Raw genomic sequence first — 19394 nt, forward strand, 5'->3', positions numbered from 1 at the left:
TTCCGGCTATTCCGAACTACGCACGGCATCGAGCGTGAGCTGCCACTGCTCGTCTCCGCGCCAGACGTTTCTTTGCACGCGCATGGCGATGTCCCAGGGCGCTTTGGGGAGGTTTTGCAGCGGCGCATTGAACCAGCGGGCCTCCATGCTGACGCCGTCCTGAGACAACATGACGCGCAGGTGCTTGTCCTTCATCGTGCGGCCTGGGAGGCGTGGAGTCACGCGGCGGCAGAGGAAGACGGGCTCGCTGTTTTGCTGACCAAAAGGCTCCATCAGGCGGAAGTTCTGGAGGAAGTCGTGTGTGAGGTCGGAGAAGCGGATTTCGGCGTCCATCTCGAGCACGGCGGAGAGGGCTTCGTCAGTCAGTGCATTGCGGGCGGCCTCGCAGAAGGCGGCGCGGAAAACGTCGAGCTTGTCTTCGCTGACGGAAACACCGGCGGCCATGGCGTGGCCGCCGCCGCGGACGATGTGCTCGCGGCAGATGTCGATTGCCTCGACGAGGGAGAAGCCGGGAATGCTGCGTCCGCTGCCTTTGCCCATGCCGTTTTCATCGAAGGAAAAGAGTATGGTGGGCCGGTTCGCGATCCGTGAGAGGCGGGAGGCGACGATGCCGACGACACCGGGGTGCCAGTTCCGTGATCCGAGCACGATGGCGTGATGCTGGTCGAGGTCGCCCATGGCCATCAACATTTGTTCGGCTTCGATGTACACGTTCAGCTCCACGGCCTGGCGGTCGCGGTTGTGGCTTTCCAGCAGGGCGGCGTATTCCGCAGCGATCAGTGGGTCTTCAGCGAGAAGGAGCTGCAGCGAGGTGAAGGCGGTATCGAGACGGCCTGCGGCATTCAGACGCGGCCCGAGGCGGAAGCTGACGTGGTGGGTCTGGATGAAGCTATCAACACCGGCCGTTTCCTTCAAAGCACGAATGCCGATGCGCTCGGTCTGGGCCAGGGCTTCGAGTCCACGACGCACGAGCAGGCGGTTTTCATCCACGAGGGGGACGAGATCGGCCACGGTGCCGAGTGCCACGAGGTCGAGCATGTTTTTGAGATCAAACTCGGGCAGCCGGCGCGCCTTCAGCAGGGCGTGGGCGACTTTGAAGACGAGGCCAGCGGTGCAGAAGTAGTGGTAGGCATCTCCCAGCTTTGGATTCACGAGCGCGATGCACTCGGGGCGGCCCTGCGGAGCCAGCTCGTGGTGATCAATGATCACGCAATCGACGCCCTGCTCACGCAGCCAGGCGAGTTCTTTGATCGAAGTCGTGCCGCAGTCGAGAGCGAGCAGGAGGTCAGGCTTGCCAAACTCCTCAAACAGCCGGGCAAAGCCATCGAGACTCAGGCCGTAGCCCTCATCCATGCGGGAAGGCAGGAAGAGGTGCGGCTGCACGCCATAAGCACGCAGCATGAGGCACATGATGGACATGGAGGTCACTCCATCGACATCGTAGTCGCCGTAGAGAGCCACGCGCTGATTCTGATCCACCGCCTGGAGGATGCGCTCCACAGCGGGGCCCATCTCCGGGAGCACGGTGGGATCGCCGAGCATGGCCAGCTTTGGCACGAGAAAGTCACGAATCTGTGCTGGTGCCGTGATGCCGCGCTGGGCGAGAAGAGCGCAGAGGACAAGCGGCAGTCCGGTCTCCTCCGCCAGCCTGTCCACACCTTCGGCCACTGGCTTGACGAGCCAGCGCGGAGGGCGCGTATTGGGCAGCGGGAGTTCAGAGGCGAGGGCCATTGGAGCAAACGTAACTTCCTTGTATGCAGCACGCACGTAGGCTAGTCAAAGCTTCGCTCTGAATGATATACGACAATAGTTCCTCTGCCAAAGCAGGCCGCCTCTGGCTGGCCGCCCTGGGCATGTCTCTGGCCCTTGCCGGGATGCTCTTTACATGGGTGCTGTGGACGGCCTGGCAGCGTGCCGAGGAGACGCGGCGGTGGACGCCCACGCCCTGTCTCATCGTCTCCTCTCGTCTGGAAAAAGAGCGCCCGACACCGCACTCGAATCATGCCTTCAAAGCGCAGGTAAAGTATAGCTACACCTTTGATGGCAAAGCGAAGACCGGCACGCGCATCAAGCGGGTGGACATCGCCAGCCAGCACGAGGATGTGGCGCGGAAGAAGATCGAGCCCTACCCCGTCGGCACGGAGACGACCTGCTTTGTGAACCCCGCTCAGCCTGACTTCGCGGTGCTAAAACATGACACACGCGCAGCACTCTACTCCATGTGGTTCCCGCTGCTCTTTGTCTTCGGGGGCTTGCGCATGACCTGGGGGGCGGCGGTAAACAAAGGTTGATCCGCGGGGCGGGCCTGTCCCAAGATGCGCGCCTGATGAAGCGCCTTCTTTTTCTCTCCCTGCTCGCCTCCACCGCACTCGCGGACTCGCTCGACTCCCATGTCTGCGAGCATTGCGCGAAGCATCTGCTGCCACAGCCGCTGAAGCTCGTCGCGGGGCGCAAATATGCGCGTGATCGGCGGGTGGACATTGAGCATGTGAAGCTGGACGTGACGCCTGACTTCACGAAGCGCACGGTCGCGGGCACGATGACGATGACCTTCCGCCCCATCGCTCTGCCTTTGGAAAAGCTGGAGCTCGATGCCGTGGGGCTGACTCTGGCGAAGATAGACATCACCGGCGCACAACTCGCGGATCAGATCGTGAGCGAGGAGAAGCTGACGCTCGTCTTTACCAAACCCATCGCGCCTGACACGGTAGTCAGCGTGAGCATCCGTTACAGCGTCGAGCCGCGTCACGGGCTCTATTTCCGCACGCCGGAGATGGGCTACAAGCCGGGTGACACGCAGCTCTGGACGCAGGGCGAGGCGGATCTGCATCGCTTTTGGTTCCCGTGCTATGATTACCCGAATGAGCGCTTCACCAGCGAGATCATCTGCCATGTGCCCGCAGACATGGAGGTGGTGTCGAATGGCGCGCTGCTTTCCAAACAACCCGCGGGGACGCTCACGGCCTGGCATTGGAAGCAGGACAAGCCGCATGTGAACTACCTCATCGCGCTCGCCGCTGGTTACTTCCACAAGCTGGAGGACAAAGTCGGTGAGCTGCCGCTGGCGATGCTGGTGCCGCCATCGCAGAAGCACACGGCTGAACTCGCCTTCCAGGACACGCGGAAGATCATCGAGTTCTACAATCGCGAGACGGGCGTGCCCTTCGCGTGGGACAAGTATTTCCAAGTGTATTGCCACGACTTCCTCGCCGGTGGCATGGAGAACACGAGCTGCACCTTTGAGGCATCGGACATGCTCTTTGATTCGAGCGTGGAGAATCTCCGCTCGCTGCGCTGGCTCGATGCCCATGAAACCGCGCATCAGTGGTTCGGCGATCTCGTCACCTGCCGCGACTGGTCGCACCTCTGGCTGAACGAAGGTTTTGCCAGCTATTACACGGTCCTTTACGAGCAGGAAAAACTCGGGCTCGATGCCATGAAGTTCTCCCTGTGGGAGGAGGCGGAGTCTGTCTTCGGCGCGAATGACACGCGCCCCACCGTCTGGCGTGATTACCAAGACCCGATGCAGCAGTTCGACACGCGCGTGTATCCGAAGGGTGCGTGGATTCTCCACATGCTGCGCAGCCAGCTCGGCGCGGATCTTTATCGCAGAGCCATCCACACCTACCTGGAGCGGCATCGCAACGGCATCGTCGGCACGGACGACCTGCATGATGTCATCGAGGAGGTCAGTGGTCTGAGCTTTGATCAATTCTTCGACCAGTGGCTTTACCATGGCGGCTTCCCCGAACTGAAGATCGACTACGCCTGGGACGCTGCCACGAAGCAGGTGAAGATCAGCGTCCGTCAGACGCAAAAGCTCACGGAGCAGGTGCGCCTCTTCCGCGTGCCGCTGCCCGTGACCTTCACGATCAAAGGCCAGAAGGAGCCGCTGCGCTTCACCATGGATGTACATGAAGCAGCGGGTGACTTTTACTTTGCCCTGCCCGCGCAGCCCACGCTCGCGCGGATCGATCCCGACTACACCGTGCTCGCGAAGATCGATTTCACCCCGCCCGGCCCGATGCTTGATGAACAGCTCGCCAGCGATGTCATCGGGCGACTGCTTGCCGTCCGTCAGCTCGGCAAAAAGGATGATCAGGCCAGCATCGACAAGCTCACGAAACTCGTGCGCGCGGACGCCTTTCACGCCGTCCAAGAAGAGTCTGCCAAAGCACTCTCGAAGATCGCCGGTGCGGCAGCGCGTGCCGCTTTGATCAGCCTGCTCGCGGATCAAAAAGACGCGCGTTTCCGCCTCGCCGTCGTGCAGGGACTCGCCAGCATCCCGCATCCCGACTGCCAAAAAGCGCTGCAAGCCCATGCCAGTCAGGAAAAGAATCCGCTCATCCTCGCTGCCATCGTCAAAAGTTGGGGCACACGCCCTGGCGATGCCGCGATCAGCGCCGAGCTGGTGAAAGCGCTGACCTCCACGTCCTTCAACAATGCCGTGGCCACCGCCGCCATCCAGGCTCTGCGCGCGCAGGATGATGCCAGCTCCGTGCCCGCCATCCTGAAACGCCTCCGCGAGACACCGCTCGACTTCCGCACGCGCGACTACGCCGCCGCTTTGGAGTCGCTCGCCTTCCTCGCCCGGCAAAGAGAAGCCCAGCCTGCGAGCGATGATGTCCGCACCTTCCTCGTTCAGCAGCTCACGAATCCGCGTGAAGCCCTGCGCACTGCCGCAGCAAAGTCACTCGGCGCATTGCGTGATCCCCGCTCGCTCGCCGTGCTGGAGCCGCTCGCCGCGCCGAGTGTCAGCCCCTTCCACGATCCCGTCCGCGAAGCCGCCGCCAAGTCCGTGCAGACCCTGCAAGCCACCCTCACCAGCCCCGCCGAACTCAAGAACCTCTGGGAACAGATCCAGCAGCTCCAAAAGAAAACCGAGACGCTGGAGAAGCAGATGGATGACGCGAAGAAGAAGGCGGCTCCGCAGAAGAAATGAACCACGGTTGATTTACCCTCAGCTCTCTGCTTTCAGATTTCCGCTCATGACCACCATCCTCTGCTTCGGCGACTCCAACACCTGGGGCTTTGATCCCGCCTTCATCACCGCGCTTTTCCCACGTCGGCATCCGCTGGGCGTGCGCTGGACGAGCTTGCTCGCGCAGCAGCTCGGGGATGAGTTTCGCGTGATCGAAGAAGGACAAAACGGACGCACCACCGTCCATGACGATCCGCTCAATGTCTGCCGCAACGGCAAGGACTATCTCCCTGCCTGCCTCGAAAGCCACAAGCCCATCGACATCGTCGTTTTGATGCTCGGCACCAATGATCTGAAAAGCCTCTACAATCTCCCGCCCGGCGAGATCGCCAACGGCGCAGGCATCCTCGCGCGCATGATCCTCGGCAGCACTGCCGGACCGGACAACTGCCCGCCAAAGCTCCTCCTCGTCTGCCCGCCGGAGATCGGTGATCTCTCCCATCTGCCTGATCTCGCCGCGAAGATCCCCAACGGCATCACCCGCAGCCAGCAGCTCCCGCGTTACTACGAGGCTCTCGCTGCGGCTCTCGGCTGTGCCTACCTGAACAGCCAGGACATCGTGCAGACCAGCCCCGCCGACGGCATCCACCTGGAGGCCAGCGAGCACGCCAAGCTCGCTCCCGCCATCGCGGCAAAGATTCGCGAGATGCTCTGAGCTACGCCGGGCAGAATAATACGCGCATTCAAGACTCTCCGTGGAGTAGAGCGTCGCCGCGTCGGCGTACATGTCTCATGCGCCCTCTTCCATTTGTCCTCTCGGTCCTATCCGTCGCATCCTTCCTCACGGCCCAGCCGGTCACTCAAAAAGTGGACCTTCTGGAGGTCATCCGCAGCGGCGCGGTCGAGCATCATGTGAATCCCAAGATGGATTTCCACGATGATCCGAAGGACATCTGGACCTTTGCCAAGGACGGCACCTTCAACATCAGCGGTCGCGGCTACGGCTACGTCGCCACGAAGGAAAACTACCGCGACTACCATCTCGTCCTCGAATTCAAATGGGGCACCAAGACCTGGGGCGCGCGCGAAAAGAAGGCGAAGGACAACGGCATCCTCCTCCACGCCTACGGCCCGCACGGTGCCTACGCCGACACCTGGATGGCCAGCATTGAGGCGCAGATCATCGAAGGCGGCGTGGGCGACATCCTCGTGCTCTCACCCAAGCTCGCCGATGGCACGGAGCTCACGACCTCGCTCTCCGCTGAGTTCGTGCTCGACCGTGATAAGGAGAAGATTTGGAAACAAGGCGCACCACGCCAAACCGTCACCAAAGGCCGCATCAATTGGCGTGGCCGTGACGAAGACTGGAGCGACACCGTCGGCTTCCGTGGCAAAAACGATGTCGAAAGTCCCAGCGGCGAGTGGAACCGCCTCGAAGTCATCGCCAAAGGCGACACCCTGCAATACTTCGTCAACGGAGCGCTCATCAATGAGGCCTTCGATTGCAAACCCGCCGAAGGCAAAATCCTCCTCCAGACCGAAGGAGCGGAGATGATCGTGCGCCGCTACGAGCTGTATCCGCTCGGCGAGTTCAAAGAGAAATGGTCCGCCATCCAGGCCAGCGGCGGCAGCGACATCGGCGCGGTGCGCGATGGTCAAAGCGAAGCCCTTTCGCCCGAAGAAAGCATGAAGCGTATCCAGCTCGACGGTCCATATGAAGTGCAACTCGTCGCTGCCGAGCCGCTCGTGCTCGACCCCGTGGAATGCACCTGGGATGAAAAAGGCCGTATGTTCGTCGCTGACATGCGCGACTACCCGCTCGGCCCGCCGAATCCCGGCGATCCCTGGCTTTCCCGCATCCAGCTCCTCACCGACGAAGACGGCGACGGCAGCATGGACAAGGCCGTGACCTTTGCCGACCACATGGACAACGTGCAGGGCCTCCTCCCCTACGACGGCGGTCTCATCGCCACCACGCGCAGCCAGATTCTCTTCCTCAAAGACACAGACGGCGACAACAAGGCCGACCTCATCAAGCCCCTCATCCGCGGCTTCAATCCCAAGCACAGCCAGCTCCAGGTCAGCGCCCCGCGCTGGGGTCCGGATGGCTGCGTGCATTTCAACAACGGCCTCGATGCTCGCGAGATCTATCCCGCCGATGCCCCCACGAAGGTCGTCGGCATCCCCGGCTCGAATTTTAAATGGAACCCCAAGACCGGCGAGATCACCCCCACCGGCGGCAAAGGCCAATACGGCGGCGCTTTCGACGACTGGGGCCACCACTTCTACTGCTCGAACCGCAACCCGCTCATGTTCACCGTCATGCCCTACGAAGCCATGCTGCGGAATCCGTACGCCGGCATCACCCAGGTGCATGAAGACATCGCCACGCCCGGTGCGGACACCCGCGTCTATCCGCTGCAAATCACCCACACCACCGCCGATGCTCACGCCGGCACGAACACCGCCTGCAGCGGTCTCGGCGTCTATCGCGGCCACTTGATGCCCGAACTCAAAAACAACGTCTTCGTGCCCGATCCCACCGGCCAGCTCGTCACCCGCTACAAGATCGAACCCAACGGCGCATCGCTCAAAGCCACCCGCGTCGGCGACCGCACCGAGTTCTTCCGCAGCAGCGACGAATGGAGCCGCCCCGTCAACTTCACCACCGGCCCCGACGGCGCGATCTACATCTGCGACATCTACCGCCGCTGGATCGACCACGCCCGCTTCTTCCCCGAAGAGTTCGTTAAAACCCACGACATGCGCCAAGGCGAAAATCATGGGCGCATCTGGCGTGTCGTTCCGAAGGGCACGAAGCAACTCGCCACCAAGACGCCGGGCCAATACCACGCCATTCCTGAAGTGGGCTGGGGCAATGTTCCCGCTGACCACGCTGATCGTGCCGCTTTCCTCAAAGTGCCAACGATCACCGATGTGAAGGAGCTCGCCGCGATTCTCACGAAGCATGCTGACGATCAATGGCTGGCCAAGATGGTCTCCAGCGCCGCCAGCAAACAAATGGGCCGCGTGCTCAGCCATCTCGGCGACAGCTTCTTCACCACCTTCTCCGAAACTCGTAGCACCACCGTCCGCACCTTTGCCGCAGGCTCTCTCGCCGACGCTGAAGCCGACGACGTGAAAGCACTACTCACGCTTCTCCAAAAACAACCCGGCGAACTTCTCTGGTGGAAACCCGCCCTCCTCCAAGGCCTCGCCAAGCTCCCCAAAGGCCACGAAGACGCCGCCAAGGAGATCGCCGCCCTGCAATCCAAGATCGATGACATCATCGCCGACCCCAAAGCGCCGCTCGATCAACGCCTCGCCGTGCTGCCGCTGTTGGCCTCGCGGAAATGGGCCGCCGTCGAGCCGGTGATGAAGAACCTGCTCACCAGCAACCAGCCCACCGAACTCACCACCGCCGCCGTCGCCTTGCTGAAGAAATTCAGCGCCACCAGCACCTCGCCGCTCATTTACGACCTGCTGCCCAAAGCCGGTCCCGCCTTGAAACGCGACCTCGTGACCATCCTCACCGCCAACGCCACCACCGCGCTCGAACTCTTCAAGCGCATGGAAAAAGGCGAGTTCCCCACCGCGTGGGTCGATGTCGAAAAACGCTGGGCTTACCAGCGCGGCAAAGGCGAAATGGCCGAACTCGCCAAGAAGCTCTTCGGCGAGGCCAACAGCAACCGCGCCGCCGTCGTCACCGCCTACCTCGACGCCGCCAAGAAGCCCGGCGACGCCAAAAAAGGCCAGCAAGTCTTCGCCACCATCTGCATCACCTGCCACAAGCACGGCACCATGGGCGTCGATGTCGGCCCGCCGCTCTCCGACGTCAAAGTGAAGCCCCCCGAAGCCCTCCTCAGCGACATCCTCGACCCCAACCGCATGTTCGAAGCCCGCTGGAGCGCCTACTCCGTCGAGACGAAGGACGGACGAACCCTCAGCGGCCTCATCCAGAGCGAAACTAGCGACGCCGTCGTCCTCGCCATGCCCGGCGGCGCCAAGGAAACCCTCTCCCGCAGCGCCATCAAAGACATGAAGTCCCTCGACCGCACCCTCATGCCCGACGGCCTCGAAGCCGCGATCACGAAGGAACAGATGAGTGACCTGATCGCGTTCTTGCTGGGGAAGTAAAACGAGTTTTCCAACTCGTGGATCGGAGCATAGGGGGGAAGGAGTTGGAAAACTCGTTCTACTTCATGCCTCGTTGTCTCCCCTCCATCATCGCCCCCTTGTTTCTGGCCATCTCCAGTGCTCCGGCGCAAACTCCTACGCACGCGAACGTCCACTACGGCAGGCATGAGCGGCAGGTGCTGGATTTCTACCAGGCGAAGGCGGAGAAGCCCGCGCCGCTGCTGTTCTTCATCCATGGCGGTGGCTGGATGAACGGGGACAAGGCGAACCCCGACTTCCTGGCGAAGTGCCTTGAGTCGGGCATCTCGGTGGCTTCGATCAATTATCGGCTCCTGCCTGATGCCATCGCGGAGAAGATCGAGCCGCCAGTGAAGGCTTGTTTGGAGGATGCCGCCCGCGCATTGCAGTTCGTGCGAAGCAGGGCAGGGGAGTGGAAGATCGACAAAGCGCGCATCGGCGGCTGCGGAGGCTCGGCGGGCGGCTTCACCGCCCTCTGGCTCGCCTTTCATCCTGAGATGGCGGATGCCGTCAGCGCGGACCCTGTGTCCCGCGAGTCCACCCGGCTGTGCTGCGCGCTCGGGTTCGTGCCGCAGACCTCGCTGGACCCGCAGCAGATGATGGCCTGGATCTCCAACAACGACTACGGCCACCATGCCTTCTCGCTGCCGAGCATGGCGGTCTTCCTGGAAAAGCGGGCTGAGCTGCTGCCCTGGATCGAGCGCTTCTCCCCCTACGCGCTGGCCTCGGCGGATGATCCGCCCGTCTATCTCTTTTACGACTCCGTGCCCGCGCTCGGGCAGCCCTACAAAGACCCGCCGCACTCGGCAAACTGGGGCGCTGGCCTCGTGGAGAAGCTGAAAAGCGTGGGCATCGAGCATGAGTTCAACTACACCGGGGCGAAGGACGTGAAGCACCCGGACATCTTCGGATTCCTGCTGGAGAAGTTGAAAGGGAAGTAGCATCATGCCCTGAGGGCCGCCCCCCGATTTTCCCCCTTATCACCCCGCCCTTGCCAAACCGGCAAAGTCGCCTAGCCTGCGCGCCCTTTTTCCCCGGACGTGTGTGAGCAGTCCGGGCGAGATTCCCCCCTGAAACCCCCGACCTGTCTTTGATCATGACCATCAACGTCGAACACCAGCCCAACTGCCGCGCCGTCGCCCACATCCGGGTGCCGGGTGAAGAAGTCGCGAAGCAGCGCAAAAGCATCGTGGCCTACTACGCCCAGAACGTCCGCCTCCCCGGCTTCCGCCCTGGCAAAGTCCCTGCCGCCGCCGTCGAAAAGCGCCACGGCGCCGATATCCAGTCCGAACTCGAGCGCCAGCTCATCAGCGACGGTCTCCGTGAGGCCGTGAAGCGCGAGGGCCTCGATGTCCTCTCCGTCCTCGGCGTCAATGACCGCATCACGCACGACACGGACAAGAGCTTCTCCTTCAGCGCCGAGCTCAGCCTCACGCCGAAGTTTGAGCTGCCTGAATACAAAGGCATCCCCGTCAAACTCCCCCGCATCGAAGTCACGGATGCCGACATCGACCACGATCTGCTACACCTGCGCGAGCGCTACGCCAGCTTTGAAGACGTGGATCGCGCCGCCGCGAATGGCGACTGCGTGGTGCTCGGCTACACCGGCAGCCTCGACGGCCAGCCGCTCGCCGAAGCCATGCCCGATGCGCCAAACCACCTCCACGGCATCGACGAGAACTGGTTCCTGCTCGACGACGAAGAAGACTTCCTCCCCGGCTTCTACGCGGGCCTTGTCGGCATCACCAAAGGTGAAGAGCGCACACTGAATATCACCCTCCCTGAGGAGTTCCCCTTTGAAGCTCTGCGCGGCAAGACCATCACCCTCGCCACGAACTGCAAAGGCGTGAAAAACAAGGCCATCCCGGCCATCGACGCCGAGTTCATCAAGAAAATCGGCGGCGAAGACATGACCGAGGAAACCCTGCGCGGCGAAGTGAAGGAAGCCATCCGCCGCCGCCGCGAGCAGAACCGCGAGAACGACAAGGCCAACCAGGTCATCGGCCATATCGTCGAGAAGCTCGAGTTCGATCTCCCGCAGGAAGTCGTGAACCGCGAAGCCCAGCGCCGCACCAATGACATCGCTAACCGCGCCATGCAGCAGGGCGTGCCACAGGACGTGCTGCTCAAGCAGCAGGACGAGATTCTCAGCAGCGCCACCCAGCAGGCGCGCAATAGCGTGAAGGTCAGCTTCATCCTCGGTGAGATCGCCAAGAAGGAAGGCATCATCGCCACGGATCAGCAGCTCATGATGGCCCTGGCCAACATCGCCGCGCGCCAGAAGGTGCCGGTGAAGAAGTTCATGCAGGAAGCCCAGAAGAACGGCATGGTCGATGGCGTCCGCGAGGACCTCATCCTCGAAAACGCCCTCCAGTTCCTCAAGGACAGCGCCCAGGTTGAAGAGACCGAACCCGAAGCTGAGCATTGCGACACGCATTCGCCGAAGGAGGCGTAAGCCGGGCGAGACAGATTCCAATGAGAAGAGGGACCCGAGTGGGTCCCTCTTTTTTGTTCTGAGTCCGCTTCCTGATTACGGAGCGGTGGTCGGCGGAGTGCCGGGGGTGGCGGCAGGGGCGGAGCCGTCGTCTTTGAGGCTGTTGACCACGCGGTCGATGCCGGTCTTTGCGTACTCACTCGGCGGGTACATGTGACGAGCTTTCAGATACCAGCCGAGGGCGGAGCCGGACTGTTTCCGCTGCTCATGCTGTTTGGCTTTTTCGACAGCGCTGACGAACTCGCTGGCCTTCACGCTGAGTTCGGAGCGCATCTTGGTGACTTCAGGATCTTCGGGAAAGCGGACATAGACGCGCTCCACGGCCTCCCAGGCACCGAAGGCGTTGCCGGTTTTGCTCTGCTCTTCGGCCATCTTCACCACCATGGTGACTTCAGTGACGTCGGTGATGACTTTTTTGATCTGCTCCTGCCGCGCTGGGTCATTGATGGAGGCGGCGAGGTAGCGGCCCTGCTCATTGAAGATCTGGCGGTAGGCGCGCTGGCTGAGGTGGCGATCCAGATCGAGCAAGGCCTGGGCCTGCACGTCGCTGTTTTGCCCGACCATCTCGGAGAGGCCACGCAGCTTCGGATTCGTGGGCCAGAGTTCGGCGGCCCCCTTCATCTCGGTGGCATAGGTGTTTTGGTCGCCTTTTAAAATGGCGGCCTTGGCGGCGGTGAGGCGCATGTCGGCCAGGGCGCGGGCGGTTTCGATGGCGGCCTGGGGTTTGGAGAAATCGAAGTCCTTCGAGTTCTTGCGCATCTTGGTCACCATCTCTTCGGCGAGGGTGAAGTCCTTCATTTCGAGGGCGTTCACGAGCTGGTTTCCATCGCGGACGTAGTCGAGCACCTTGAGCTTTTCAGTCATGGGCAGGCGGCGGACTCGGGGGAGATACTCGCCGATGGCAAAGGCCTCCATGAGACGGTTGCTGGCGCTCTGGTAGTCCTGGCGGAGCACGAGCTGCTCGAAGGCGACGATGGCTTCATCGACACCGCGGATGGCCTCGGAGGCGAGGCTGTCGATGAGACTCACGGTGGGCGGCACGCCGAGGCCGGCGGAGAAGGCCTTCTTCATGTCGGAGTTGTCATCGAGCTGGAGCACGCTGTCGCCGTCCTTGAACATGTGAGGGTAGAGTCGGCAGGCGATGAGGGCATGCTCGAAGCGACGCTGGAGGAACATTTGCAGGATGAGCGCCTGGAACTGGACCTTGCTGGTGACTTCGGAGAGGCCCATGGCGGTCTCGTTGAGCTTCTTGCGCGCTTCGATCTCGGCCATGTCCTTGATGTAGCCGGACACGCGCCCGACGGTGGCCGCCGTGGTTTGTTTTTGCGCATTGCCTGCCGCTCCACCGCCCTTGGCTCCGCCGCCGCTGCCGGTCTGGGGAGCCATCTCGGCATTGGAAAGAGCGACTTCGTTGTTCCATTCGAGCTGCTTGCGGCGCTTGCCCATGGCCTCGTTGGCGGCGCGGAGATTATTCACCTTTCGTTGGGCCAGCCAGACATCATAGACGGCGTTCGCCATGGTGTTGCAAAGGCCGGCGTCGATGCGGAAGGCACCTGCCTCAGGCAGCAGGGCGAAGGCGGCGGAGACATCGGGGCCGCCTTTGCGGGTGGGGGCGAGCAGGAGGACGATCTGGGCGATGATGTCGCGGTAGGCCTGATCTTCGGCACCATTGGCCTCGGGGGTGGCGAGGTAGATCTCGAACTTCGAGCGGACGAGGCGGTTGTTGTTCACCTGCCACATCTTGCCATCCCAGGTGACCATTTCATTGCCGGTGTCGGCATGGGGCAGGACGCCGCCCATCGAGGAGTTGTTTTGGGACTGGTTGTTGTTATTGCCACCGCCGGAGGAGTTCGCATTCGAGGCGGGAGCGGGCTGGGCGGGACCGGGGGCTGGCAGAACCTGCGCTGAGGCGGCGGTGGTGAGCAGCGTGAGGCTGAGGAGGAGCTTCGTCGTGTTCATAAAAGATCAGGCTTTGAGGAGTTGCAGGACTTCGAGGACACCGTTTTCCAGGACGCGAACTTTGAAGACGTAGCGCTGGCCGCGCTGGATGTTGGCATCAAGCGTGGAGGGCACGAGCACCGGGACAAAGGTGCCGCCTTCGCTGACTTGGACGGAGAAGAGGCGGTCGCTGCCCTTCCAGGAGTCGAGGCGGTTGTCGATGGTGCCTTCGACTTTGTAGGTGTTGCCGGAGAGGGCGTTGGAGCTGTCGAGATACTCCTCCGTGCTGAGTAAAGAAAGGCCGGTCATGGGATCGGTGCCGCGATTCAGCAGGGACCAACCTCCACTGATGAGGCCGACGAGAAGCGCCACGATGGCGATGAGATGAGCGGGCTTGATCCCGGATTGCGCACGACGTGCCATGATTATTTGGGGGGAATTTGGGCTGGAGTTTAGCGGGGCGCTGGATGCAGGGCAACATCTGCCTGCCATCGCCTGCCAAGTGGCGGGGAAAAACACCTTGCCGCAGGTGGCAAAGCGTGTTCTCTCAGGTTCCATTTTCACCCCCACAACCACCGCAATCATGAGCGAGAGACGCATCGTTATCACAGGCATCGGAGTCGTTTCCCCCCTCGGGAACAACAAGGATGACTTCTGGAAGAACCTCATCGCCGGGAAGAGCGGCATCCGTCGCATCCAGAGCATGGACACGGAGAAGTACGAGTGCAAAATCGCCGGTGAGGTCGTGGACTTCGATCCGACGCCCTTCTTCAACAATCACAAGGAAGCCCGCCGCGCCGACCGCTTCTTCCAGCTCGGCATGGCCGCCTCGAAGATGGCCGTCAAAGATAGCGGCCTGAACCCCGACAGCCTCGACCCCTGGCGCGTCGGCGTCATGGTCGGCTCCGGCATCGGCGGTCTGAGCACCATCGAGACGCAGTATGAGATCCTTTTGAACAAGGGCCCGAACCGCGTCTCCCCCTTCCTGATCCCGATGATGATCACGAACATCGCCTCCGGGATGATCGCCACCGAGTACGGCTTCATGGGCCCGAACATGTGCATCACCACCGCCTGTGCGACCTCGAACAACAACATTGGCGAAGCCTGGCGCATCATGAAGTTTGGCGATGCCGATGTGATGATCGCTGGTGGTGCTGAAGCCAGCATCCGCCCCTGCGGCCTGTCCGGTTTCGGCAATATGAAGGCTCTCTCCATGCGCAACGATGAGCCCGAGCGTGCGTCCCGCCCCTGGGACACGGGCCGCGATGGCTTCGTCATGGGCGAAGGCGCAGGTGTCGTCGTCCTCGAAGAATATGAGCACGCGAAGAAGCGTGGAGCCACGATCTACGCTGAGCTCGCTGGTTACGGCGTCACCGCCGATGCCTACCACCTCACCTCCCCGCATCCCGATGGTCTCGGCGCTGCGAAGTGTATGGAGATGGCCCTGCGCCACGCGAAGATGAACGCCAATGAAGTCAGTTACGTGAATGCTCACGCCACTTCCACTCCGGTCGGCGACCTCTGCGAGCTGCGCGCCATCAAGCGCACCTTCGGCGAATACGCGCAAAAAGGTCTGCTCGTCTCCGGCACGAAATCCATGACTGGTCACCTTCTCGGTGCCGCCGGTGGCATCGAGCTGGCGGCCAGCATCCTCGCCATCCGCGATCAGATCGTCCCGCCGACCATCAATGTCGAAAACCTCGATCCCGAGGTCGATATCGATATCGTCGCCAACACCGCGCGTCCTGCGAAAGTGACCTCCGCCCTGAGCAACAGCTTCGGGTTCGGCGGACACAACTCATCCGTGCTGGTGAAGAAGCTGGTGGATTGATCGGAGGTTTCCCTCCGATCATCGGACCTGACAGATCAGAAAGCAGGCTTCGTGTAGCCAAGGTAGCCCATCACCGCAGCGGTGATGATGGCCAGGATGACCACGAGCGGCGCGGCAATGACGCGCCGACGTGCCAGCACAGGCAGGAAACCGAGGACGAGCCAGAGGGCGATCTTGATATACACCCAGGTGGGCATCGACTTGAAGATGCCCAGCTTTGCCAGCAGCCCGAAGCCCGAGATGAGGCTGATCAGCAGGCCCGTGCCATGCCATTTCATGGCGCTGCGCGCTGAGTCCGAGGAGAGCAGGGCTCCGAAACCGACGAAGACAAAGATAAGACCGACGATGTGGGCGATGTGGTAGAACTGGAGGGAAAGCATGGCGCTTGGGATGTAGCCACTCTACGCCCCTGCCACAAGCACCGATTCAGAAACCCAGCGGGCATAGGTTTCGGCCACCTGCTCAGGCTGGAGGGAGATGATCTCGGGCACCTCGTAGGGGTGCAGTTCGCGCAGGCGGGCTTCGAGAGCTGGGTAGGCCGCCACCGTGGTTTTGAAGACGGCCAGCACCTCGGCGCTCGTTTCCACGGCTCCCTGCCAGTGGTAGATCGACTCCACGCCGGGGATGAGATTCACACAGGCGGCAAGCCGGGCCTCGACAAGAATGCGGCCGATGCGGCGCGCCTGATCTGCATCTGGAAACGTGCAGAGGATCAGGCGGATGTCCGACATGACCGGTCGTGCTGAATTACCGGTCGAACTTCTTGATGACGGCGCGCTTGCGCAGGCCTTCCATCCACTGATCGAGAGAGCCTTTGGATTTTTCTGAGGAAAGGGAGCGTTCGATTTCTCCGCGCACTTCACTCAGGCTCTTGGCACTGCCGTGCTTGATGGCCTCGCAAGCGATGATGATGTACACGCCTTCTTCTTCGAGCACGCTGCTGACGCCGCCTTGCTTCAGACTGAAGGCCACGTTGGCGATGGAGGGCTTCATCTGGTCACGCGCCACCCAGTCGTCGGCATAAAAGCTGTCGGGTGAGTAAGCTTTGGCCGTGGTGGCGAAGTCCGCACCGCCGATGATCTTGCGGCGCAACTCTTCGGCGATCTTGCGCTGTCCTTCGGGCGAAGTTCCGGCCTCGCCACTGTATTTGGGGATCACGATTCGGCTGATTTTGATCATCCCGCCTTCACGCCACTTGTCGATGTTCTTGTGGTAGTAGGCCTCGACTTCTTTGGGCGTCGAGGGAACCTGCTGGGCGGCCTGTTTGCCGCGCATGGCGGAGACGATCATCATCTTCTCACGCAGCTCACGGAACTTTTTCAGGGTCATGCCGTTCTGGGCCAGCTCTTTGACAAAGGCATCGCGGTTGCCTTTGAAACTCTCGCGGATGATGGAGTTCACGTCGTCATCGACATACTGGGCCTTCATCGTGGCACCCATGCGCTTGAACTCACTAAGCACGAGTTCGCGGTCGATGAGGCTGTCGAGCGCAGTGGCGCGGAGGTTGGCCAGCTCGCGTTGGAGAGTGGCGGGGTCGTTTTGAAACTGGAAGCGCAGCATCTGCTCCTGAGCGGTGACGGCTTCCCGCACTTCCGAGCGGGTGATGACCAGACCATTAACGACAGCGGCAATGCCGTTGCTGGAGGACTGGGCGATCACTCCAGTCGAGGAGATCAGAGTCAGCAGGGAAACCAACAGGAAACGAGGCGGGGTCATCATGGCGTTCAGGGGACTATCGTTAGCCATCCGCCTGAAGCCTAGCAAGGAGTAAAACGGCCAGCTTGGTGATACGTCCGTGCTGGAAAATCACGGCCAGTGACGGAGGCTCTGCTTTTTATTCCTTATCCCCATCAGAGCGGACCCCAAATCGCCCCTGATTGCGGCTTGCCATCGGCCTTCATCATGCGAGAGCTTTGTCTCGTCATGGAAAGCACCCCACCTCCTCAAGACGGCGGCGCACCGAACAACGGTGTGACCGGGCCTGGCAAAGACGAAAAAATGATGGCGATGATCTGCCACCTTCTGCCCTTTGTCGGGTGTTTGGTTCCAGGCATCCCGGTGCTGAACATTGTGGCTCCGCTGGTACTCTGGCTGATCAAAAAAGACTCCATGCCCTTCGTGGATCAGCAGGGGAAGGAAGTGCTGAATTTCCAGATCACCGTCAGCATCGCCATCTTTGCCTGCATCCTCACCATCTGGCTGATCCTGCCTTTCATCCTCGCCATCGGCATTGGCATTGCCGCGATTATATTGATGATCATCGGTGCCATCAAAGCGAACGATGGGGTGGCTTACCGCTATCCTTTCACGCTGCGCCTGATCAAGTAAGACCATGAACGAGCCGCCTCCCCCCACGCCTCCTGCCAGCGCCACCGCACCGCCAGCTTCATGGCTGGAGTTTCGGTCGATGCTCCGGGCTTTGTTGGATCTGCTGATGGATTTCTCCTTCAAGCGCTTCGTCACGCCGCATCTCATCCGTCTCCTCTATGTGCTCAGCCTGGGGGCCGCGGTGCTGGCGGCTCTGACATGGATGTTCAGCGGCTTTGCTCAGGGGCCTTTGCATGGTCTATTTACCTTGGTCACAGGTCCTTTGGCCTTTCTGCTGTATGTGATCAGTGCCCGGGTGGTCATGGAGGTGATCATGGCGGTCATTCAGATCGCCGAGCGGGTGCGGGAGAAGTGATTTGAGCTGACAAACGTCTTACAACCCGCTCACAAGCTCCTGACGCATTCCTTTTCGGATGTGGAATCATGGCAGCAGATAACGGTGAGCGGCTCGCTGCTCCCACATCGCTCTTTTCTCGTTGGTAAACCTCCTGGCTGTTGGTCCCTCCGAAATGCTCTGAGGCGGGTCGAAAGACCCGCCTCTTTCTTTTTGGCGATGCTCCGCGCCTTCTTCAGGGCCGCGTCATTTTCGAGAATGCGGAGCCCGCGAATCTGAAAATTTTCGCAAATAGTCGAAATCGAGGCTTTAATTTTTACGAGTGAGGAATAATTTCAATAGTTAGCTCTGCCTGACAGAAAATCCTCCGTCCCGTTCTTGTGGCCCACTCTGATCCGAATTCCTCACCTGACCCCTCTGGGTTCGGCCCGGTTCCGCTCTCCCCGGCGAATCCCTTCTCGACCGATGTCTGCCGCACCCCCTGGCATGTGGACGACTCGGTGCAGGGGCTGAACGCTGACGTGCTGGACCAGCTCGTGGATGTGGTGGGTGGTCAGAGTGCAGGGCCGCTGATGCTGCTGACGGCACCCCGCGCGGGTTATGGTAAAACGCACCTTTTGGGTCGAGTCGCCGCCGCTGCGGCGGATCAGGCGGTGATCGTGCCGGTGGCCTTTCGTTCGGGGGATTCACTGACGCTTTCCACCTTGTCGAGACGCGGGATCGAGTCGCTCGCTGAAAGCGCTGTCGCGGGAGGTTCCCAGGACTGGACGCGTCTGCGTGGGGTGAGTGGACATGTGGTGTTGCTTCTTCTGCGCCGGCTGATCGAAGGCGGCCAGCTTGCCTGTGCGAATACCGATCAGGCTTTGGAAGCGCTCTCCGGGTCGGGGCAGGATGTTTTTGATCCCCATGGAAAGGCGTGCCGCATCGGAACCTGGATCGCCCAAAACCGGGAGAGCCTGCGCGGACCGATGGCCATGCTGGCTGCACGCGAGTTGCCACTGCGGGCGGAGTCACTGGACTTATGGATGGCCGCCATGCTGGAGCAGAGCATCCATGGTGGACTGGCTGGCATGGCGGAGATGCAGGAATTGACGGCGGAAGACAATGACTCGGGGGTGCCCGCCTGGCTGCGTCTGATGGCGCTTTGGCGGCCTGTCGTCTTGCTGGTGGATCATTTGGACGGCTTTTACCGTCACCCGGATGCCGGGGTGAAGATCGCCTCCATGCTCATGGAACTGGTGGAGGCCCATCGCCTCCATGTATTGCTGAGTTTGAATCAGGATGTCTGGCAGGCCACCTTCGGACATCACCTGCCCAGTGCCCTGGAGGACCGTCTCACAGCCAGTCAGGTGCTCCTGCGTGGATTAACGGAAGAGGATGCGGAGAGTCT

Annotated in this window: 15 protein-coding genes and 1 pseudogene; 10 read left to right on the top strand and 6 right to left on the bottom strand. The window is 61.4% G+C overall.

Going from position 1 to position 19394, the window contains the following annotated elements:
- Positions 1-6 precede the first annotated feature (6 nt).
- A complete protein-coding gene (gene recJ / locus AC6FTP_RS11085) occupies positions 7-1731 on the bottom strand; it encodes a single-stranded-DNA-specific exonuclease RecJ (RefSeq protein ID WP_497206983.1) in 1725 nt (574 codons plus the stop codon).
- A gap of 62 nt (positions 1732-1793) precedes the next feature.
- Here recJ and AC6FTP_RS11090 point away from each other — a divergent pair, with 62 nt between their 5' ends.
- From AC6FTP_RS11090 to tig, 6 genes are all read left to right on the top strand, one after another.
- Positions 1794-2291 carry a DUF3592 domain-containing protein gene (locus AC6FTP_RS11090; RefSeq protein WP_497206984.1) on the top strand — a complete coding sequence of 166 codons (498 nt, stop codon included), beginning with the start codon at positions 1794-1796 and terminating at the stop codon, positions 2289-2291.
- 35 nt (positions 2292-2326) lie between these two features.
- Positions 2327-4942, top strand: coding sequence for a M1 family aminopeptidase (locus AC6FTP_RS11095; RefSeq protein ID WP_497206985.1), 2616 nt, complete (start codon positions 2327-2329; stop codon positions 4940-4942).
- Between the two features lie 46 nt (positions 4943-4988).
- Positions 4989-5636: an SGNH/GDSL hydrolase family protein gene (locus tag AC6FTP_RS11100; RefSeq protein ID WP_497206986.1), complete on the top strand. Its 648-nt coding sequence runs from the start codon at positions 4989-4991 to the stop codon at positions 5634-5636.
- 77 nt (positions 5637-5713) lie between these two features.
- On the top strand, positions 5714-9058 hold the full coding sequence (locus tag AC6FTP_RS11105; RefSeq protein WP_497206987.1) for a PVC-type heme-binding CxxCH protein: 3345 nt from the start codon (positions 5714-5716) through the stop codon (positions 9056-9058).
- Between the two features lie 65 nt (positions 9059-9123).
- Entirely contained in the window at positions 9124-10017 is an 894-nt protein-coding gene (locus AC6FTP_RS11110; protein WP_497206988.1) for an alpha/beta hydrolase fold domain-containing protein, read from the top strand.
- 155 nt (positions 10018-10172) lie between these two features.
- On the top strand, positions 10173-11531 hold the full coding sequence (tig, locus tag AC6FTP_RS11115; protein WP_497206989.1) for a trigger factor: 1359 nt from the start codon (positions 10173-10175) through the stop codon (positions 11529-11531).
- Positions 11532-11606: 75 nt separating this feature from the next.
- On the opposite strand, the gene AC6FTP_RS11120 is transcribed toward tig, so the two are convergent.
- Positions 11607-13529, bottom strand: a complete 1923-nt coding sequence (locus tag AC6FTP_RS11120) for a hypothetical protein (RefSeq protein WP_497206990.1) — start codon at positions 13527-13529, stop codon at positions 11607-11609.
- Positions 13530-13535: 6 nt separating this feature from the next.
- Positions 13536-13931, bottom strand: a complete 396-nt coding sequence (locus AC6FTP_RS11125) for a hypothetical protein (protein ID WP_497203977.1) — start codon at positions 13929-13931, stop codon at positions 13536-13538.
- A 160-nt stretch (positions 13932-14091) separates the two neighbouring features.
- On the opposite strand from AC6FTP_RS11125, the gene fabF reads away from it, so the two are divergent.
- Entirely contained in the window at positions 14092-15342 is a 1251-nt protein-coding gene (fabF, locus tag AC6FTP_RS11130) for a beta-ketoacyl-ACP synthase II (RefSeq protein ID WP_497206991.1), read from the top strand.
- Positions 15343-15377: 35 nt separating this feature from the next.
- On the opposite strand, the gene AC6FTP_RS11135 is transcribed toward fabF, so the two are convergent.
- Genes AC6FTP_RS11135 through AC6FTP_RS11145 form a run of 3 tightly spaced genes read right to left on the bottom strand, consistent with a single transcriptional unit; the run spans position 15378 to position 17061 of the window.
- Positions 15378-15722, bottom strand: a complete 345-nt coding sequence (locus AC6FTP_RS11135; RefSeq protein ID WP_497206992.1) for a hypothetical protein — start codon at positions 15720-15722, stop codon at positions 15378-15380.
- Positions 15723-15743: 21 nt separating this feature from the next.
- Positions 15744-16073 carry a divalent-cation tolerance protein CutA gene (gene cutA, locus AC6FTP_RS11140; protein WP_497206993.1) on the bottom strand — a complete coding sequence of 110 codons (330 nt, stop codon included), beginning with the start codon at positions 16071-16073 and terminating at the stop codon, positions 15744-15746.
- Positions 16074-16089: 16 nt separating this feature from the next.
- Positions 16090-17061, bottom strand: a complete 972-nt coding sequence (locus AC6FTP_RS11145; RefSeq protein ID WP_497206994.1) for a peptidylprolyl isomerase — start codon at positions 17059-17061, stop codon at positions 16090-16092.
- Positions 17062-17244: 183 nt separating this feature from the next.
- Here AC6FTP_RS11145 and AC6FTP_RS11150 point away from each other — a divergent pair, with 183 nt between their 5' ends.
- The 3 genes and pseudogenes from AC6FTP_RS11150 to AC6FTP_RS11160 form a co-directional block, all read left to right on the top strand.
- Positions 17245-17670, top strand: coding sequence for a DUF4870 domain-containing protein (locus tag AC6FTP_RS11150; RefSeq protein ID WP_497206995.1), 426 nt, complete (start codon positions 17245-17247; stop codon positions 17668-17670).
- Between the two features lie 4 nt (positions 17671-17674).
- Positions 17675-18025 (top strand): DUF4282 domain-containing protein, encoded by a 351-nt coding sequence (locus tag AC6FTP_RS11155; protein ID WP_497206996.1) that lies wholly within the window; start codon positions 17675-17677, stop codon positions 18023-18025.
- Positions 18026-18384: 359 nt separating this feature from the next.
- Positions 18385-19394: pseudogene (locus AC6FTP_RS11160) on the top strand (hypothetical protein); the annotation flags it as partial.

The sequence above is a fragment of the Prosthecobacter sp. genome (assembly GCF_044378005.1).
Lineage (GTDB): Bacteria > Verrucomicrobiota > Verrucomicrobiia > Verrucomicrobiales > Verrucomicrobiaceae > Prosthecobacter.